Annotated in this window: 15 protein-coding genes; 3 read left to right on the plus strand and 12 right to left on the minus strand. The window is 70.9% G+C overall.

Annotated elements, in window-relative coordinates:
- The first annotated feature begins 69 nt into the window (after positions 1 to 69).
- Together ACY0PA_RS18530 and ACY0PA_RS18535 are read left to right on the plus strand one after the other, a co-directional pair.
- Positions 70 to 684, plus strand: coding sequence for a Uma2 family endonuclease (locus ACY0PA_RS18530; RefSeq protein WP_473085660.1), 615 nt, complete (start codon positions 70 to 72; stop codon positions 682 to 684).
- Entirely contained in the window at positions 681 to 851 is a 171-nt protein-coding gene (locus ACY0PA_RS18535; RefSeq protein WP_473085661.1) for a hypothetical protein, read from the plus strand. Before ACY0PA_RS18530 ends, ACY0PA_RS18535 begins: the two co-directional genes overlap by 4 nt.
- Positions 852 to 1013: 162 nt before the next feature.
- On the opposite strand, the gene ACY0PA_RS18540 is transcribed toward ACY0PA_RS18535, so the two are convergent.
- The 6 genes from ACY0PA_RS18540 to ACY0PA_RS18565 form a co-directional block, all read right to left on the minus strand.
- Positions 1014 to 2348 carry a hypothetical protein gene (locus ACY0PA_RS18540; protein WP_473086355.1) on the minus strand — a complete coding sequence of 445 codons (1335 nt, stop codon included), beginning with the start codon at positions 2346 to 2348 and terminating at the stop codon, positions 1014 to 1016.
- A gap of 38 nt (positions 2349 to 2386) precedes the next feature.
- Positions 2387 to 3517, minus strand: coding sequence for a hypothetical protein (locus tag ACY0PA_RS18545; protein WP_473085662.1), 1131 nt, complete (start codon positions 3515 to 3517; stop codon positions 2387 to 2389).
- Complete coding sequence (locus ACY0PA_RS18550) at positions 3514 to 4542, minus strand: COG1470 family protein (protein ID WP_473085663.1); 1029 nt, start codon at positions 4540 to 4542, stop codon at positions 3514 to 3516. The genes ACY0PA_RS18545 and ACY0PA_RS18550 overlap by 4 nt, the downstream gene beginning before the upstream one ends.
- 52 nt (positions 4543 to 4594) lie before the next feature.
- On the minus strand, positions 4595 to 5284 hold the full coding sequence (locus ACY0PA_RS18555; RefSeq protein ID WP_473085664.1) for an LPXTG cell wall anchor domain-containing protein: 690 nt from the start codon (positions 5282 to 5284) through the stop codon (positions 4595 to 4597).
- A 194-nt stretch (positions 5285 to 5478) separates the two neighbouring features.
- A complete protein-coding gene (locus ACY0PA_RS18560; RefSeq protein ID WP_473085665.1) occupies positions 5479 to 6000 on the minus strand; it encodes an ATP-binding protein in 522 nt (173 codons plus the stop codon).
- Between the two features lie 214 nt (positions 6001 to 6214).
- Positions 6215 to 6583, minus strand: a complete 369-nt coding sequence (locus tag ACY0PA_RS18565; RefSeq protein ID WP_372565540.1) for an STAS domain-containing protein — start codon at positions 6581 to 6583, stop codon at positions 6215 to 6217.
- Positions 6584 to 6831: 248 nt separating this feature from the next.
- Here ACY0PA_RS18565 and ACY0PA_RS18570 point away from each other — a divergent pair, with 248 nt between their 5' ends.
- The gene (locus ACY0PA_RS18570) at positions 6832 to 7728 is read left to right on the plus strand and encodes an RNA polymerase sigma factor SigF (RefSeq protein WP_473085666.1); all 897 of its coding nucleotides are present in this window, start codon (positions 6832 to 6834) and stop codon (positions 7726 to 7728) included.
- 86 nt (positions 7729 to 7814) lie between these two features.
- Here the strand turns inward: ACY0PA_RS18570 and hutI are convergent, their stop codons facing one another.
- The 6 genes from hutI to ACY0PA_RS18600 all read right to left on the minus strand — a co-directional run bounded on the left by hutI (position 7815) and on the right by ACY0PA_RS18600 (position 15456).
- A complete protein-coding gene (gene hutI / locus ACY0PA_RS18575; RefSeq protein WP_473085667.1) occupies positions 7815 to 8984 on the minus strand; it encodes an imidazolonepropionase in 1170 nt (389 codons plus the stop codon).
- Between the two features lie 134 nt (positions 8985 to 9118).
- Positions 9119 to 10453 (minus strand): formimidoylglutamate deiminase, encoded by a 1335-nt coding sequence (locus tag ACY0PA_RS18580; RefSeq protein ID WP_473085668.1) that lies wholly within the window; start codon positions 10451 to 10453, stop codon positions 9119 to 9121.
- Positions 10444 to 11646 carry an allantoate amidohydrolase gene (locus ACY0PA_RS18585; protein ID WP_473086356.1) on the minus strand — a complete coding sequence of 401 codons (1203 nt, stop codon included), beginning with the start codon at positions 11644 to 11646 and terminating at the stop codon, positions 10444 to 10446. Before ACY0PA_RS18585 ends, ACY0PA_RS18580 begins: the two co-directional genes overlap by 10 nt.
- A 20-nt stretch (positions 11647 to 11666) precedes the next feature.
- On the minus strand, positions 11667 to 13331 hold the full coding sequence (hutU, locus tag ACY0PA_RS18590; protein WP_473085669.1) for a urocanate hydratase: 1665 nt from the start codon (positions 13329 to 13331) through the stop codon (positions 11667 to 11669).
- 226 nt (positions 13332 to 13557) lie between these two features.
- A complete protein-coding gene (locus ACY0PA_RS18595) occupies positions 13558 to 13983 on the minus strand; it encodes a hypothetical protein (protein WP_473085670.1) in 426 nt (141 codons plus the stop codon).
- Between the two features lie 72 nt (positions 13984 to 14055).
- Complete coding sequence (locus ACY0PA_RS18600; RefSeq protein WP_473085671.1) at positions 14056 to 15456, minus strand: purine-cytosine permease family protein; 1401 nt, start codon at positions 15454 to 15456, stop codon at positions 14056 to 14058.
- Positions 15457 to 15459 lie beyond the last annotated feature (3 nt).

Here is a 15459-nt window from a genome sequence, read left to right on the forward strand (position 1 = left end):
GATGACGGTGGTCGGTTCCGGCGGTTACGGTGAGGGGCAGGGCCGAGTATCCCGTCCATGGGAGGAACTATGACCGCCGAGCCTGTCGAGACCTCCGAGCCCGCGGGACAGCAGCGCTGGCCGGTGCCACCTCAGGACGGTTACACGGTGGACGACCTGTTCACACTGCCCGACCTCCCGCCGCACACCGAGCTGATCGACGGGAGCCTGGTGTTCGTGAGCCCGCAGCGGGACTTTCACAGCACCATGATTGACCTGCTGGTCAGCGGCCTGCGCTCCTGCGCCCCTACGGAGCTGAAGGTGCGCCGCGAAATGACCGTGGTGCTGGACAGACGCAACGCTCCGGAGCCGGACATCTCCGTTCTCCGCGCGGACGCCGTCACCGGCCCTGCCCAGACCCGCTTCCAGGCCGCGGAAGTCCTGCTCGCCATCGAGGTCGTGTCACCCGACTCCGAGTCCCGCGATCACGACACCAAGCCGCACAAGTACGCGGCGGCCGGCATCCCGAACTTCTGGCTGGCCGAGATGACCGGCGTCGACTCCCACCCGGTGGTACGCGTCTACGAGCTCGATCCCCTGTCGAAGACATACGCCCTGACGGGCATCCACCACGGGCAGTTGAAGACCAGCGTGCCGTACCTCATCGATGTGGACATCTCGTCGGAGGCGCTGAACCGGCTATGACTCAGCATCCTGATACGCGTACGCAGGCGGAGCGCGCAGAGCGTACCGCCCGCGCCATCGCGTACGTACGGAACAACCTGTGCGAGGACTTCACGGAGGCCGACGTGCGGGAAGCCCAGGACTGGCGCGCCGCAATCGCCTCGCGGCGACTGGGGCGACGCCGGTGATCATCCTGTAGCGCGCCCTCGATTCAGCACAAGACTGCGACGCGAAGCTTCCGTAGAGCAGCAACCCGATCCAGCGCGACTTCCATCAAGTTATGTCCGGGCGAAGCCGGCAAGGGCCCGGGGTGCCGTGTGCACCCCGGGCCCATTCACTCAGCCGTTCGCTCAGCGGTTCAACCAGCCCGCCCGGCCCCGCCGCGGCAGGAACGTGAACACCGCGCCGCCCAGCAGGATTACGGTCCCGGCCACCAGGCCCAGCGCTCGCAGCATGCCGTCGTTCGACGAGCCCGTTTCCGCGAGGCCGCCTGACGTGTCCGAGCCGCCGGCCGAGCCCGAACCCGAGCCGCCCGCCGCGCCGCCCGGCTGGGCCGCCGTGTCGATCTCCAGCGAGGCCTCCGTCTTCGACGGGGTGCACGTGGTCGTCGTACCGAGGGCCTTCACCGTGAGGACTCCGGGCGACAGGGTCGACTTGCCGTCGGCGCCCGGCTTGTAGTTGCCCGTCAGGTCGGGGATGTTGATGGGGTCACCGGACTTGATGGGCTCCTTGTTCGTGGGGCCCTCCACATGAACGGTGCCCTTGTCGGCGCCGCCCAGCTTGACCTCCATCGACGGCTTGACCGAGTCCGCGGGGATGTCGGCCGGGCTGTCCATGACGGACTTCTTGAACTTGACCGTGAGGCCGTAGTTCCCGCCGTCCTTCTTGGCGTTGATCTGCACAGGCGAGGTGGCGTTCTTGTCGCCGATGGGCGTCTTGCACTTGTAGGGGATCTGGACTTCCTTGCCGGTGAAGTCGCTCTTACCGCCGCCACTGCCGCCGGTGTCGGATCCGCCGGTGTCACTGCCACCGGAGCTGGAGCCGCCGGTGCCGCCGCCGCTGGTGCCACCCGTCGGCAGACTCGTGGGGAGCCCGGTGGGCAGGCCCGTCGGGAGGCCGGTGGGCACGCCCGTCGGGAGCGCCGTGGGCAGGCCGCCCGTCGTCGCGCCGCCTGTACCGCTCCCGCCGGTGACCTTGATGGTCGCGCCGGGCTTCACCGTCTCCTTGGGCGAACACTTGGTGTCCGTCGAGATCGGCTTGCTGACGTTGATGTTGTACTGGTCCGGGGTCAGCGTCACCTCGCCGGGCGCCGTCAGCTTGATCTTGCCCTTCATGTCGGACAGGACCATCGGGCTGTTCTTCGGGATGGGCGGGTTGGAGCGCGGGCCCTCCATCGCCACGTCCTCGGTCTGCGCGCCGCTCGCCTTGAGCGTGCCGGTCGGCTTGACCGTGTCCTTCTGGAGGTCGATGACGTCCGGGTTCTTGGACGCGGCCTGCGTCGTCTTCCAGACGACCTCCACCTCGTCGCCCACCTTCGCCTCGGCGGGCGCCGTGATCTCCACCTTGGTCGTGCCCTCCACGGGGGGCAGGCCGGAGATCGCGGGCGGGATGCACTCGGTCTTGTACGCGACCTCGGCGGCCTGTGCGGGTGCGGCGGCGAGCAGGAGGCCCGCACCGCCCAGCATCAGGGCGACGCCGGCCGCGCTCACTCTCCGTTGGATGCTCACGTTTTTCCCCTCGTTGTCGGGCTGTTGTCTGACGGTGCGGAGAGCTGACCGGCCGGTGCGCCCGGATCGGTGTCCGGGGTGAACCAGGGCAGGGCCGTAGTGGTGGTGGTACGCGCGCCGGCTTCCGTGGGGTCGTCCGGCCGTCGCGCCGCGCGCAGGTGCAACCTGGGTCCACGCGCGGCCAGTTCGGGAAAGCGCAGCACGCCCCGGTGACGTCCTGCGCCACCGGACCGCCGGGGTCGTACCCGCTCCACGACGGCCATCCCGATACGGAAGACGGCAGCCGGTACGACGACACAGAGCAGGATCCAGAAGAGCGTCACGCCCCAGGGGCGGCCCACGCCCCACGGCTGCTCGGCGAGGACCTTGCCGCCGAACCTGAGAGAGACCAGGTAGTTGCCGTGCGCCCCCGAGGTGAGCTCGACGGGCAGCTTGATCTGCGCCTTCCTGCCGGGGGCGATCGTGCCGCGCCACTGCTGGTCCTCCCACTGCGGGGCGAACACGCCGTGGGAGGTGCCGACCTGGAAGACCGGGTCCTTGAGGGGGGCCGAGCCGACGTTGCCGACGGTGAAGACGAAGGTGCGCGACGCCGGGGCGCCGAACCAGGTCAGGACGCCGCTCGAACCGTCGAGCCGCGTATCGGTGAGGACGGACAGCTTCCCGCCGCCCGACTGCGCGGGGAGCGCCTTGACCGGATGGCCCGCGACCTTGAGCACCGCGTCGGCCTGCGCCTTGTCGCCGGTGACGGTCGCCACGTGGACGACGCACGGGCAGGGCACGGGCGGCTCGGCGACCGGGAGCTTCTTGCTGAAAGTGCCCTTGTCTCCGGTGGTGACGGCGCGGCCGTCGGCGTTGGCGCAGGAGTTCGTGCCGCCGATGACTCCCCTGCCGGGTTCGGACTGGCCGCAGATGAGCATCATGAGCAGCGTCTTGGAACGCCACCCGGAGCCGCTGACGGTGATCGAACCGCCCGTCCCCGCCTGGGACTTGGACAGCGTGACGGCCGGCTCTTCCGCGGCGGAGGCGGCGGAGGCGGTCAGCTGTGGCAGGGCGGTGAGGCCGAGCGCGGTGACCAGGACGAGCGCTGCCGCCCACAGCCGGGGCCCGCAGCGGTGGCGGCGGTTCATGACCAACTCCCTTGGATCTCTTGGCTCCCGTGATTCCCGCTGTCCGCACCGTTCTCGCTGTCCGCACCGTTCTCGCTGTCCGCGCTGTTCTCGCTGCTTCCTCTGCCCCCGCCGTTCCCGCTGTGCCCGGCGTTCGCATGCCGCCGTCGGCGTACGAGCCAGAAGGCCGCGCCCCCGGCCGCCAGGATCACGGCGCACGTTCCCGCGACCGCCGCCCACGGCACGAACCGCTTCGTCGCCGTCGCCTCGTCGTGGGCGCCGCCCCCGGCCGTGACCGTGAGCCGCACCCGGACCGAGTCGAGGGCGGGGGCGTTCTTCCAGGGCTCGCTGAGGGTGACGCGGCGGCCCGGCAGCAGCTCGACCGGCAGCGTGCGCGGACGCCGGTCGAGTGCCCGGCCGAGTACGCCGTCGGCACGCACGGCCAGCCGCGGCGCCAGGACGGTGTTGCCGCGGTTGACGAGGTCGTACGAGATCCGGCCGCCGGTGACCCGCACCCGCTCGACGGTGAGCGCCGACAGGGTGGGGCCGCTGACCCGCAGATGGACGCTGACACCGGCGTCGCGCCCGTTCGCGCTCGCCACGACGGCGCCGGGGTGGTCGCCGGGTGTGGCGTCGGCCGGGACGGTGACGGTGAAGGGCACCTCGGCGCGGGTGCGCGCCGGGATCTTCACCTCGCGCCGGGCGAAGGTGATCCACGCGCCCGTGTCGGTCGACTTCGTGCGCAGGGAGAGGGCGCCGGTGCCGGTGTTGTCGGCGTCGGCGCCCCGCAGCTTTACGGTCAGGGGGCGGCCGCCGGGGTTGGTGACGGCCACCTTGTCCTGGAGCACGGTGCCGGGCACCCCCTCCGCGTAGAAGTAGGGGCGGCCGTCCTGCGCCGGCCTGGTGCCGCCGCCGGCCGACGGGGCGACCGACCACGCGGGCGCCGTGCCGGCCGCGGCCGCCGGGACCCCCGCCCCCGCGGTCAGCAGGACGGCGGCCCCGCACAGCGCGCGCAGGCGGGCGCGGGCCCGGGGGCTGAACGGCATCGGCGGCTCCAGGTCATCGCGTACGGGTGTCGGACGGGCACGGCCGCCGGGGTCAGCGCGCCGCCTGGTTGCGCCGCGTCAGCCACAGCACGCCCGCCGCGCCCGCGAGCAGCACCGTGCCGCCGAGGGTGCCGAGCGCGATCGCGGAGTCCTCGGGTCCGGTCTGCGGCAGTTCGCCGCCGGACGGGGTGCTCTGCGAGCCGCCCGAAGCGCCGCCGCCCCCGGCCGACTTGACGTCCAGGGTCAGTGACGGCTTCGGGCTGTTCGCGGGTGTGCACGTGGTCGTGGTGCCGAGCGCCTTGATGGTGAGGACACCCGCCGTGAAGGTGACCTTGCCGCTCTTCGCCGGCGTGTAGGTGCCCGACAGGTCGCTGATCTTGATGGGGGTGTTGGCGGGGACCGCCTCCGCGTTCGGCGGCCCGGACACCGGCAGGGAGCCGCTCTCCGCGCCGCCCAGCTTGATGACAGCGCTGGGCTTCATCGCGCCCTTGCCGAGCTCGACCGGGCTGGACGAGACGCCCTTCTGGAAGGACATGGTGATCTTGTAGCCGCTGCCGCTCTTCACACCCTTGATGTCGATCGGGGAGACCGCTCCCTTGTTCCCGATCGGCGTCTTGCACTGGTAGTTGACATCCTGCACATCGGCCTGGGCTGCGGGGGCGGCCATCAGCACCCCGGAGCCGGCCAGGGCCGCGGCCAGCACGAGCGCTGCCGTTCGCTTCTGGTACGTCCGGTACGACACCTCGAGTTCCCCTCATGCCGGGAGTTCCTGAGTGGCACGCGCCAAGTTACTGACGGCACATCAGATCGGGCGCTCAAGGTACGCCGGGGACCTTGTCGAGGGAAGACATAAGTGCGCGCCGGATCCAACGGGATCCGGCGCGTGCGAAGAGACGTACGAACCCGGGGTAACCCCAGGCCCCCCAAGGGCTCCCGTCAGGCGGGCGCCCCGACTTCGGCCCACACGGTCTTGCCGGGGACACCTGTGGTCCTGATGACCCCCCAATCCATGCACAGGCGCTGCACGATGAACATCCCGTGCCCGCCGGGCCGGCCGGCGCGGTGCGGGGTCCGGGGCGCGGGCTGCCCGGCGCCCCGGTCGGAGACCTCGATGCGCAGCACCTTGCTGTCGCAGGAGATGCGCAGCTCGTCGGGGCCCTCGGCGTGCAGACAGGCGTTGGTGACCAGCTCGGAGACGACGAGCAGGACGTCCTCGGCGGCGGCCCGCCGGTCGGCGGTGTCCGCCGGCATCCAGCCCCACGCGTGCAGCGCCTCACGGGTGAAGTCACGAGCCAGGGGGACGATGCCGGCCGCCCCGACCAGGTTCAGCCTGCGGCTCTGGTACCCGACTGCCCGCCCGACGTCGGCGGGGGACAGACCTGGCGTGCCACCGGTCTCGCCGGCGGCTTCCGGCTCCGGGCCGCGGTCGCCCGGCGAGTAAGGCCGGGTGGTGCTCATCAGCACTTCACCTCACCGAGACTCTTGACGTGTGATGTGTGGAAACGATCCGCCATGACGGCGAGGTCCGGCGTGGGACCCAGCATGTCTCCTGCCCGACCGATCCGTGAGAACACCCACTTGTTCGGCATGGCTGGTGTGACGCTGGTAACGCCTCGATCACGTAGAGACAACTGACGCGTAACTTCCGTGCTTCACCTGCGTACGCGCCCTGTCAGTCGTCGAGAGCCGCGCTCAGCGACTCATGGACGGTGAAGACGGCCTCCGCGCCGGTGATCTCGAAGACCCGGGCCACCACGGGCAGCATCCCGGCCAGATGGACTCCGCCACCGGCGGCTTCCGCCTTGAGGCGGGCGCCGAGCAGCACATTGAGCCCGGTCGAATCACAGAACTCAAGCCGTGAGCAGTCGATCACCAACCGTGAGAATCCGGCGGTGAGACAGCTCTCCAGGGGTTCTCGCAATAGATCGGCGGTGTGGTGATCCAGCTCACCCACCGGAGTCACGACGGCGCTGACGCCCTCTTCCCGCACCTCGACCAGAAGCCGGCCCCGATGCGCGCTGCCGACTGTCCCGCGGTCCATGACGTCTCTCTCTTCCGAGTCTTCCGACCGTCGTGGCTGTTGATTGATGCCCTCGAACACTACGCCTTTGCTGCGCCCTCCGGTACCCGAACAACCCCTAGGAAACGGACATTTGCGCACATACCGCACTTGCGGGCGGGGCGTAAAAACGGGTAGGCCTAGTAAGGACAGTTTCAACCACGGCCGGCTACGGAGGCGCCGCACACCGCAGTGCACGTATTGGCATCGGCAGCCATATGCCGAGAACGATGGAGGACATCATGTCACCCCGGCTCGACGAATCGCGTACTGACCAGGCGTCGACGTCGACACCCCCACCGGAACACGAGGCCTTCGACAACCTGGCCGGCCTGCCGGAGATCCCGCCTTTCGACGAGGTGGCTCCCCAGGACGCGCGGGCCCTGTCAAAAACGCTCTTCGAGCGGCTGGAGTCCCTCGAAGAGGGCACCCACGAGTATTCGTATGTCCGCAACACGCTGGTTGAACTCAATCTCGCCCTGGTGAAGTTCGCGGCGTCCCGGTTTCGCTCCCGCAGCGAGCCGATGGAGGACATCATCCAGGTCGGCACGATCGGCCTGATCAAGGCGATCGACCGCTTCGAGCTGAGCCGTGGCGTCGAGTTCCCCACGTTCGCCATGCCGACCATCGTCGGCGAGATCAAGCGCTTCTTCCGTGACACGTCCTGGTCGGTCCGCGTTCCGCGGCGGCTCCAGGAGCTTCGTCTCGACCTTGCCAAGGCGGGCGACGAACTCGCCCAGCAGTTCGACCGCGCCCCCACGGTGGGCGAGCTCGCCGAGCGCCTGGGCATCACGAACGACGAGGTCGTCGAGGGCATGGCCGCCTCCAACGCCTACACGGCCAGCTCCCTGGACGCACAGCCCGAGGAGGACGACTCCGAGGGCGCGCTCGCGGACCGCATCGGATACGAGGACCATGAGCTCGAGGGCATCGAGTACGTCGAGTCCCTGAAGCCCCTGATCGCCGAACTCCCTTCCCGGGACCGGAAGATCCTCTCCCTGCGCTTCGTCGCCAACATGACGCAGTCGGAGATCGGTGACGAGCTGGGCATCTCCCAGATGCACGTGTCCCGGCTGCTCTCGCGCACGCTGGTGCGCCTGCGCAGGGGCCTCACACTGGACGAATAGCCCTCACGCCGGCGCCATGACCTCCATCGCCTCCGCGCAGGCAGCGCGGAGGCGATGTGTGTGTACGGAGGCGACGTGGGTGCGGCTCAGGCGGCGCGCACTCCGCGCCGCCAGACGGTCGACACCAGCGGCACGCCCGGCCGGTACGCCAGGTGCACATGGCTCGGCGCGTCGAGCAGGGCCAGGTCCGCGTACGCGCCCGGCGCCACGCGGCCGATGTCGTCGCGGCGCAGCGCCCGCGCCCCGCCCGCCGTCGCGGCCCAGATCGCCTCGTCCGGCGTCATCCCCATGTCCCGTACGGCCAGGGCGATGCAGAACGGCACCGAGGACGTGAAGGACGAGCCCGGGTTGCAGTCCGTGGACAGCGCCACGGTCGCTCCAGCGTCCAGGAGACGACGGGCGTCGGGCCACTCGGCGCGCGTCGAGAACTCGGCGCCGGGCAGCAGCGTGGCGACCGTCCCGCTGTTCGCGAGGGCGTCGACGTCCGCGTCCGTGAGGTGCGTGCAGTGGTCGGCACTCGCCGCGTCGAGCTCGACGGCGAGCTGGACCCCGGGCCCGTAGCTGAGCTGGTTCGCGTGGACGCGGGGGTGCAGGCCGCGGGCCTTGCCGGCCGTGAGGATCGCGCGGGCCTGGTCGCCGTCGAAGGCGCCCTTCTCGCAGAACACGTCGACCCAGCGGGCATGCGGGGCGCAGGCGTCCAGCATCTCGCCGGTGACGAGCGCGACGTAGGCGGCCGGATCGTGCGCGTAGTCCGGCGACACGATGTGCGCGCCGAGGTAGGTGACCTCGTCGGTGTGCCGCGCCGCGATGCGCAGCGCCCTCGCCTCGTCCTCGACGGTCAGGCCGTAGCCCGACTTCGTCTCGAACGTCGTCGTGCCCTGGCGCAGCGCCTCGGCGAGGTAGTGGGTGAGGTTCGCCTCCAGCTCCGCGTCCGTGGCGGCGCGGGTGGCCGCGACCGTCGTACGGATGCCTCCGGCGGAGTAACTGCGGCCCGACATGCGGGCGTTGAACTCCTGGGTGCGGTCACCCGCGAACACCAGGTGGGAGTGCGAGTCGACGAAGCCGGGGATGGCGGCGCGGCCTTCGGCGTCGTGGGTGGCGTCGGCGGCGGGGGCCTTGGCCTGCGGGCCCACCCAGGCGATCCGGTCGTCCTCGATGACCACCGCCGCGTTCTCGATGAGCCCGAGGGGGCTGTCGCCGTGGGCCGGGTCATTGGTGACCAGGGAGCCGATGTTGGTGATGACGGTGGTGGTCATGGTTCCTCTCCGTGGGTGGGGAATCCTCAAACTCCCCCAGACTCCGTCCGGGGGGACCCCCAACGGGCTGTTGTGTCAGCCCGTCCGGCGTTCGAGGACATTCGGGAAGGGGCGGGCTGGGGGAGGAAACAGCTTTACCCCCGCAGCGCCCCGATCGCCTCGGCCAGTGCATCGCCAACGTCCCCGACCAGCTCGTGCTGCCCGTCACGGACCACATGGCGGCCACCCACGACCGTGTGCCGGACATCCGCGGCCGACGCCGCGAACACCGCTGTCTCCGCCCCGAGGCGCGGCACCGGGCCCGCCGTCCGTACGGAGTCCAGCGCGACCGTCGTGAGGTCGGCGAGGGCCCCGCGTTCGATCCGACCGGCGTCGTTCCAGCCGAGCGCCGCGTGCCCGTCGGCCGTGGCGGCGCGCAGCAGGGCCGCCGCCGTCCAGTGGCCCCGGGTGCGCGTGCGCAGCCGCTCGTTCAGCTCCATCGCCCGCGCCTCTTCGAAGAGGTCGATGACGGCGTGGCTGTCCGAGCCCAGGGAGAGCGGTGAGCCCTCCTTCTGGAGGGCGACGGCGGGGCCGATGCCGTCGGCCAGGTCGCGTTCCGTGGTGGGGCACATGCACGTGCCCGTGCCGGAACCGCCGAGCAGGGCGATGTCCTCGTCGGTGAGGTGCGTGTTGTGGACACCCGTGACGTTCGCGCCGAGCACGCCGTGGTCCGCGAGGAGCCGGGTCGGGGTGCAGCCGTGCGCGGCCAGGCACGCCTCGTTCTCCGCGGTCTGCTCGGAGAGGTGGACGTGCAGGGGCGCGCCGCGCGTCCTCGCCCACTCGGCGACCGTGCCGAGCTGGTCCGCGGGGACGGCCCGCACGGAGTGGATCGCCGCGCCGACGCGCGCGTGGTCGCGGTCCTTGAGGAGCGTGGCCCGCTCGGCCCACGCCTCGGTGGTGCCGTCGGAGAAGCGCCGCTGGTGGCGGTCGGGCTCCTTGCCGAAGCCCGAGGAGACGTACGCCGTGTCGAGGAGCGTGATGCGGATGCCGGCCTCGGCGGCGGCCGCGATCAGGGCCTCGCCCATCGCGTTGGGGTCGTCGTACGGGGTGCCGCCCGGCGCGTGGTGCAGATAGTGGAACTCGCCGACGGTGGTGATCCCGGCGAGCGCCATCTCCGCGTACACAGCCCTGGCGAGTGCGTGATACGTGTCCGGGGTCAGCCGGTCGGCGACCGAGTACATGACCTCGCGCCACGTCCAGAACGTGCCCGAGCCCACCTGGACGGTGGAGCGCAGGGCGCGGTGGAAGGCGTGGCTGTGGGCGTTGGCCAGGCCGGGGACGGTCAGGCCGCGCAGCACGGTCGCGCCGGGGGGAGGGGTGCCGACGCCGGTGCGCACGTCCGCGATGCGGCCGTCCGACGACACCTCGACGACGCCCGGCTCGACCTCCGGGTCGAGCCAGGCATGTTCCAGCCAGTACGTCACCTGCACGCCAAACCCTCCAGTACGTCGGCGAGTGCGCTCACCCCGGCGAGGCAGTCGTCCTCCGCGGCGTGTTCGGCCGGGGAGTGCGAGACGCCCGTGGGGTTGCGCACGAACAGCATGGCGGTCGGCACGGAGTCCGCGAGGATTCCGGCGTCGTGTCCCGCGCCGGTGCCGAGCACCGGGACGGTGAGCTGGTCGTCGGTGCCGAGGATGCGGCCGAGTTCGTCGCGCAGCGCGTGGTCGAACTCGACGACCGGCGTGAACGACTCGCGCACGGTCTCCAGGTCGATGCCGTGCGCGTCGGCGTACTCGCGGGCCGCCTTCTCGACGGCCGTGACGACCGTGTCGAGGGTCTGCTGGTCGGCGGCGCGGGAGTCGAGCCAGCCGCGGACCAGGGACGGGATGGCGTTGACGCCGTTCGGCTCGACGGAGATCTTGCCGAATGTGGCGACGGCGCCCGCGAGTTCCGCCTCCCGGCGGGCCGCCAGGACGGTCTGCGCGTAGGACAGCATCGGGTCGCGGCGGTCCACGAGACGGGTGGTGCCCGCGTGGTTGGCCTCGCCGCGGAAGTCGAAGCGCCAGCGGCCGTGCGGCCAGATCGCGCTCGCGATGCCCACGGCGTCGCCGGACAGGTCGAGGGCGCGGCCCTGCTCCACGTGCAGCTCGACGAAGGCGCCGATGCGCGCGAGGCGCTCCGGGTCCGGGCCGATGGCCTCGGGGTCGTAGCCCGCCTGCTCCATGGCGCGCGGGAGGCTGACGCCGTCCCCGTCGCGCAGCTCGGCCGCCTGGGCCGGGGTGAGCTTGCCCGCGGTGAGGCGGGAGCCGACGCAGGCCAGGCCGAACCGGGCCCCCTCCTCGTCACCGAAGTTGGTGAGGGCGAGGGGGCGGGTGAACTCCGTTCCCCTGCGGCGGAGTTCGTCGAGGGCGGCGAAGGACGACACGACCCCGAGGGGTCCGTCGAACGCGCCGCCGTCCGGTACGGAGTCCAGGTGGGAGCCGGTGACGACGGCGTCCCCGGCGGCCGGGTCACCGAGCCAGGCCCACTGGTTTCCGTTGCGGTCGAGCTCGTAGGTCAGGCCCCGGGACTCGGCCTGCGCCTTGAACCAGGCCCGGCAGTCGGTGTCTGCGGCGGTCCAGGCGTAGCGGCGGTAGCCGCCGCTCTCGTTGTTGCGGCCGATGGGCGCGAGGTCGCGCCACATCTCGCCGAAGGACGGACTCGTCACGCGTCGTCACCCTCGCGCATCGGCACCCGCACCCCACGCTCGGCCGCGACCTCGGCCGCGTGCTCGTAGCCCGCGTCGACGTGACGGATGACACCCATGCCGGGGTCGTTGGTGAGGACGCGCTCGATCTTCTGCGCGGCCAGCTCGGTGCCGTCGGCGACGCACACCTGGCCGGCGTGGATGGAGCGGCCCATGCCGACACCGCCGCCGTGGTGGATGGAGACCCAGGTGGCGCCGGAGGACGTGTTCACCAGAGCGTTGAGCAGCGGCCAGTCGGCGATGGCGTCGGAGCCGTCCTTCATCGCCTCGGTCTCGCGGTACGGGGAGGCGACCGAGCCGGAGTCGAGGTGGTCACGGCCGATGGCGACCGGGGCGGAGAGCTCGCCGGAGGCGACCATCTCGTTGAACTTCAGACCGGCCAGGTGGCGTTCGCCGTAGCCGAGCCAGCAGATACGCGCCGGGAGACCCTCGAAGGCGATCCGCTCGCCGGCCATGTCGATCCAGCGGTGCAGGTGCTTGTTCTCCGGGAACAGCTCCTTGATCGCCTTGTCCGTCTTGGCGATGTCCTCCGGGTCGCCGGACAGGGCGGCCCAGCGGAACGGGCCGAGGCCCTCCTCGAACAGCGGGCGGATGTGCGCCGGGACGAAGCCGGGGAAGTCGAAGGCGCGCTCGCAGCCTGCCTTGCGGGCCTCGTCGCGGATGGAGTTTCCGTAGTCGAAGACCTCGGCGCCCTTGTCGAGGAAGCCGAGCATGGCCTCGACGTGGAGGCGCATCGAGTGGCGCGCCTTGTCGGTGAAGCCGGCCGGGTCGGCCTCGCGCTCCTTGTCCCAGTCCTCGACCGCGATGCCGACGGGCAGGTAGGCCAGCGGGTCGTGGGCGGAGGTCTGGTCGGTGACGATGTCGATCGGGGCCTCGCGGCGCAGCAGCTCCGGGAAGATCTCGGCGGCGTTGCCGACGACGCCGATGGACAGGCCGCGGCGCTCGTCGCGGGCCTGGACCGCGAGCTCCAGGGCGTGGTCCAGGTTGTCGGCCTTGACGTCCAGGTAGCGGGTGCCGATGCGGCGGTCGATGCGGGTCTCGTCGACGTCGACGCAGATCGCGACGCCTTCGTTCATCGTCACGGCGAGGGGCTGGGCGCCGCCCATGCCACCGACGCCGGCGGTGAGGGTGATCGTGCCGGCGAGAGTGCCGTTGAACTTCTTGCGGGCGACCGCGCCGAAGGTCTCGTACGTGCCCTGGACGATGCCCTGCGAGCCGATGTAGATCCAGGAGCCGGCCGTCATCTGGCCGTACATGGTGAGGCCCTCGGCCTCCAGCTTGCGGAACTCCTCCCAGTTGGCCCAGTCGCCCACGAGGTTGGAGTTGGCGAGCAGCACGCGCGGCGCCCACTCGCTGGTGCGCATGACACCGACCGGCTTGCCGGACTGCACGAGGAGGGTCTCGTCCGACTTCAGCGTCTTGAGCGTGCGCACGATCGCGTCGTACGCCTCCCAGGACCGGGCCGCCTTGCCGGTGCCCCCGTAGACCACCAGCTTGTCGGGGTACTCGGCGACCTCCGCGTCGAGGTTGTTCATGAGCATCCGGAGGGCGCCCTCCTGCTGCCATCCCAGGGTGTTCAGTTCCGTACCGCGGGGGGCTCGTACGGGGCGGGGTCCTGACATGGCTGCCTCCTAGAAACTGTTGCCGTAGTTATTCACATCCTGGCGTTCTGAATAGAGCTAGTCAATACATCTCGGCCGCGGGCCTGCTCACGTCGACGGGATCCGGCTCTCGGCCGCGCACTTTCGGGCTTCCTGCGGGCAGAGCCTGAGCCTCCGGGCCCTCACGCACGAAGGGACGGCGCCGCACCCCTCCCGGGTGCGGCGCCGTCCCTGAGCGTGCGGGGGCTCAGTCCTCCCAGTCCGAAGGGGAGTCGCGCTTCTTGCGCGACCCGAACCTCGGCATCCCCCGCACCGCGTGCAGCGCGTTCACGCCGACGATGCCCGTCCAGGCGATCAGCAGGCCGGGGAGATCGGCGTTGACGACGGCGATCGCGGACAGCGGGATGGCGAGGACCAGGGAGACGACGCCGAAGCCGAAGCGCTCGCCCCAGCTGTCGCCGTCGCCGCGCGGGGAGCGCGCGCCGCGGGCGACGGCCATCTGCTGCTCCGCCAGCTGCCGCCGCACGCGGCGGTCCACGGCACCGTCGAGGCGCTGCTCGACTTTTTCCAGGAACGAGTCGAGCAGCGCGGACTCGTACTCTTCGCCGAGTTCCCTGCGCGCGTGCAGGGTGGCGTCGAGTTCCTTCTTGAGTTCGGCGTCACGGGCTTCCATACCGGCCTACGGTACGGAGCGAATCCCGCCGTGACAGTGGGGCTAGCCCCCCTCTTGTCCCTGGGCCGGGCCCTACTCCGCCGCCACCGGCTCACGCAGCGTCCGCTCGGGGATGTGCGCCGTGTTGCGCCGGGCCACGGCCCAGTACAGGACGGCCGGCACCACGAGGCCCACGATCCAGGAGACGTCGGCGCCGCCGAGCGGCTCGACGAGGGGGCCCGTGTAGAAGTGCGTGGCGAGGAACGGGAGCTGCGCGAGGAGCCCGACCGCGTACACGGTGAGAGCGTCCCAGCGCCAGGCCCCGTAGCGCCCGTGCGGGTCGGAGAGGGCCGGGATGTCGTACCGCTCCTTGGAGATCAGGTAGTAGTCGACCAGGTTGATCGCCGACCAGGGCGTGAAGAACGTCAGCAGGAACAGCAGGAAGTCCTTGAAGGACGACAGGAAGCTGTCCTTGCCGATGAGCGCGACCGCCGTGCCCGCGATCATGATCAGCGCGATGTACGCGGCCCTGGCGCGCTGCGAGAGGACCTTCTGGCCGCGGAAGCCGCTGACGCTCGTCACCATCGACATGAAGCCGCCGTAGGTGTTGAGCACGTTGATGGTCAGCTTGCCGAGCGCGATCACGAAGTACAGGAACGAGGCGATGATCCCGGCGCCGCCGAGGCCGACCACGTAACTGACCTGGTTGTCGAGGAACTTCGCGCCCGCCGTCGCCGCGACTAGGACACCGAACGTCATCGACCACTGCGAGCCGATCGCCGACCCCGACAGCGTCCACCAGAACGTGGCCTTCGCCGACGTCGTGCGGGGCAGATAGCGCGAGTAGTCCGCCACGTACGGGCCGAAGGCGAGCTGCCAGGACGCGGAGAGCGAGATGGCGAGCAGGAACATCGGGGCGTCGAAGTGCGCGTCGTGCAGCAGCGCGGACAGGTCGACCCGGTCCAGGAGCCGGATGCCGAGGTAGACGAAGGCGACAGCGCACACGACGCTGGCGACCCGGCCGAGCGCGTGGATGACGCGGTATCCGACGGTCGCCATCGCCCCGGTGACCAGGGCGAACACGACGATGCCGGTGGTGTCGCCGGTGTGCGTGAGCTCGCCGACGGCCTGTCCGGCGAGCACGCTGCCGCTGGCGAAGAACCCGACGTACATCAGGATCACCAGGAGCAGCGGGACGACCGCGCCGCGCACGCCGAACTGGGCGCGGGACTGGATCATCTGCGGCAGGCCGAGCCTGGGGCCCTGCGCCGAGTGCAGCGCCATGACGGCGCCGCCCAGCAGATTGCCGACGACGAGACCGACGAGCGACCAGACCACGTCGCCGCCGAAGACGACGGCGAGTGCCCCCGTCACGACGGCGGTGATCTGGAGGTTCGCGCCGAGCCAGAGCGTGAACTGCGAGAACGCCGTGCCGTGACGTTCCTCGTCGGGTACTACGTCGATGGAGCGCCGCTCCACGAGTGCTTCGGCCATGAT

The organism is Streptomyces sp. DS1-CR2 (assembly GCF_055760475.1).

What these genes read in the sequence shown, in the direction of transcription:
- ACY0PA_RS18535 (WP_473085661.1), top strand. Translation starts at nt 681, where the DNA reads ATGACTCAGCATCCTGATACGCGTACGCAGGCGGAGCGCGCAGAGCGT.
- ACY0PA_RS18530 (WP_473085660.1), top strand. Translation starts at nt 70, where the DNA reads ATGACCGCCGAGCCTGTCGAGACCTCCGAGCCCGCGGGACAGCAGCGC.
- ACY0PA_RS18540 (WP_473086355.1), bottom strand. Translation starts at nt 2,348, where the DNA reads ATGCTGGGCGGTGCGGGCCTCCTGCTCGCCGCCGCACCCGCACAGGCC.
- ACY0PA_RS18565 (WP_372565540.1), bottom strand. Translation starts at nt 6,583, where the DNA reads ATGGACCGCGGGACAGTCGGCAGCGCGCATCGGGGCCGGCTTCTGGTC.
- ACY0PA_RS18600 (WP_473085671.1), bottom strand. Translation starts at nt 15,456, where the DNA reads ATGGCCGAAGCACTCGTGGAGCGGCGCTCCATCGACGTAGTACCCGAC.
- ACY0PA_RS18550 (WP_473085663.1), bottom strand. Translation starts at nt 4,542, where the DNA reads ATGCCGTTCAGCCCCCGGGCCCGCGCCCGCCTGCGCGCGCTGTGCGGG.
- hutI (WP_473085667.1), bottom strand. Translation starts at nt 8,984, where the DNA reads ATGACCACCACCGTCATCACCAACATCGGCTCCCTGGTCACCAATGAC.
- ACY0PA_RS18595 (WP_473085670.1), bottom strand. Translation starts at nt 13,983, where the DNA reads ATGGAAGCCCGTGACGCCGAACTCAAGAAGGAACTCGACGCCACCCTG.
- ACY0PA_RS18545 (WP_473085662.1), bottom strand. Translation starts at nt 3,517, where the DNA reads ATGAACCGCCGCCACCGCTGCGGGCCCCGGCTGTGGGCGGCAGCGCTC.
- ACY0PA_RS18585 (WP_473086356.1), bottom strand. Translation starts at nt 11,646, where the DNA reads ATGTGGCGCGACCTCGCGCCCATCGGCCGCAACAACGAGAGCGGCGGC.
- hutU (WP_473085669.1), bottom strand. Translation starts at nt 13,331, where the DNA reads ATGTCAGGACCCCGCCCCGTACGAGCCCCCCGCGGTACGGAACTGAAC.
- ACY0PA_RS18560 (WP_473085665.1), bottom strand. Translation starts at nt 6,000, where the DNA reads ATGAGCACCACCCGGCCTTACTCGCCGGGCGACCGCGGCCCGGAGCCG.
- ACY0PA_RS18570 (WP_473085666.1), top strand. Translation starts at nt 6,832, where the DNA reads ATGGAGGACATCATGTCACCCCGGCTCGACGAATCGCGTACTGACCAG.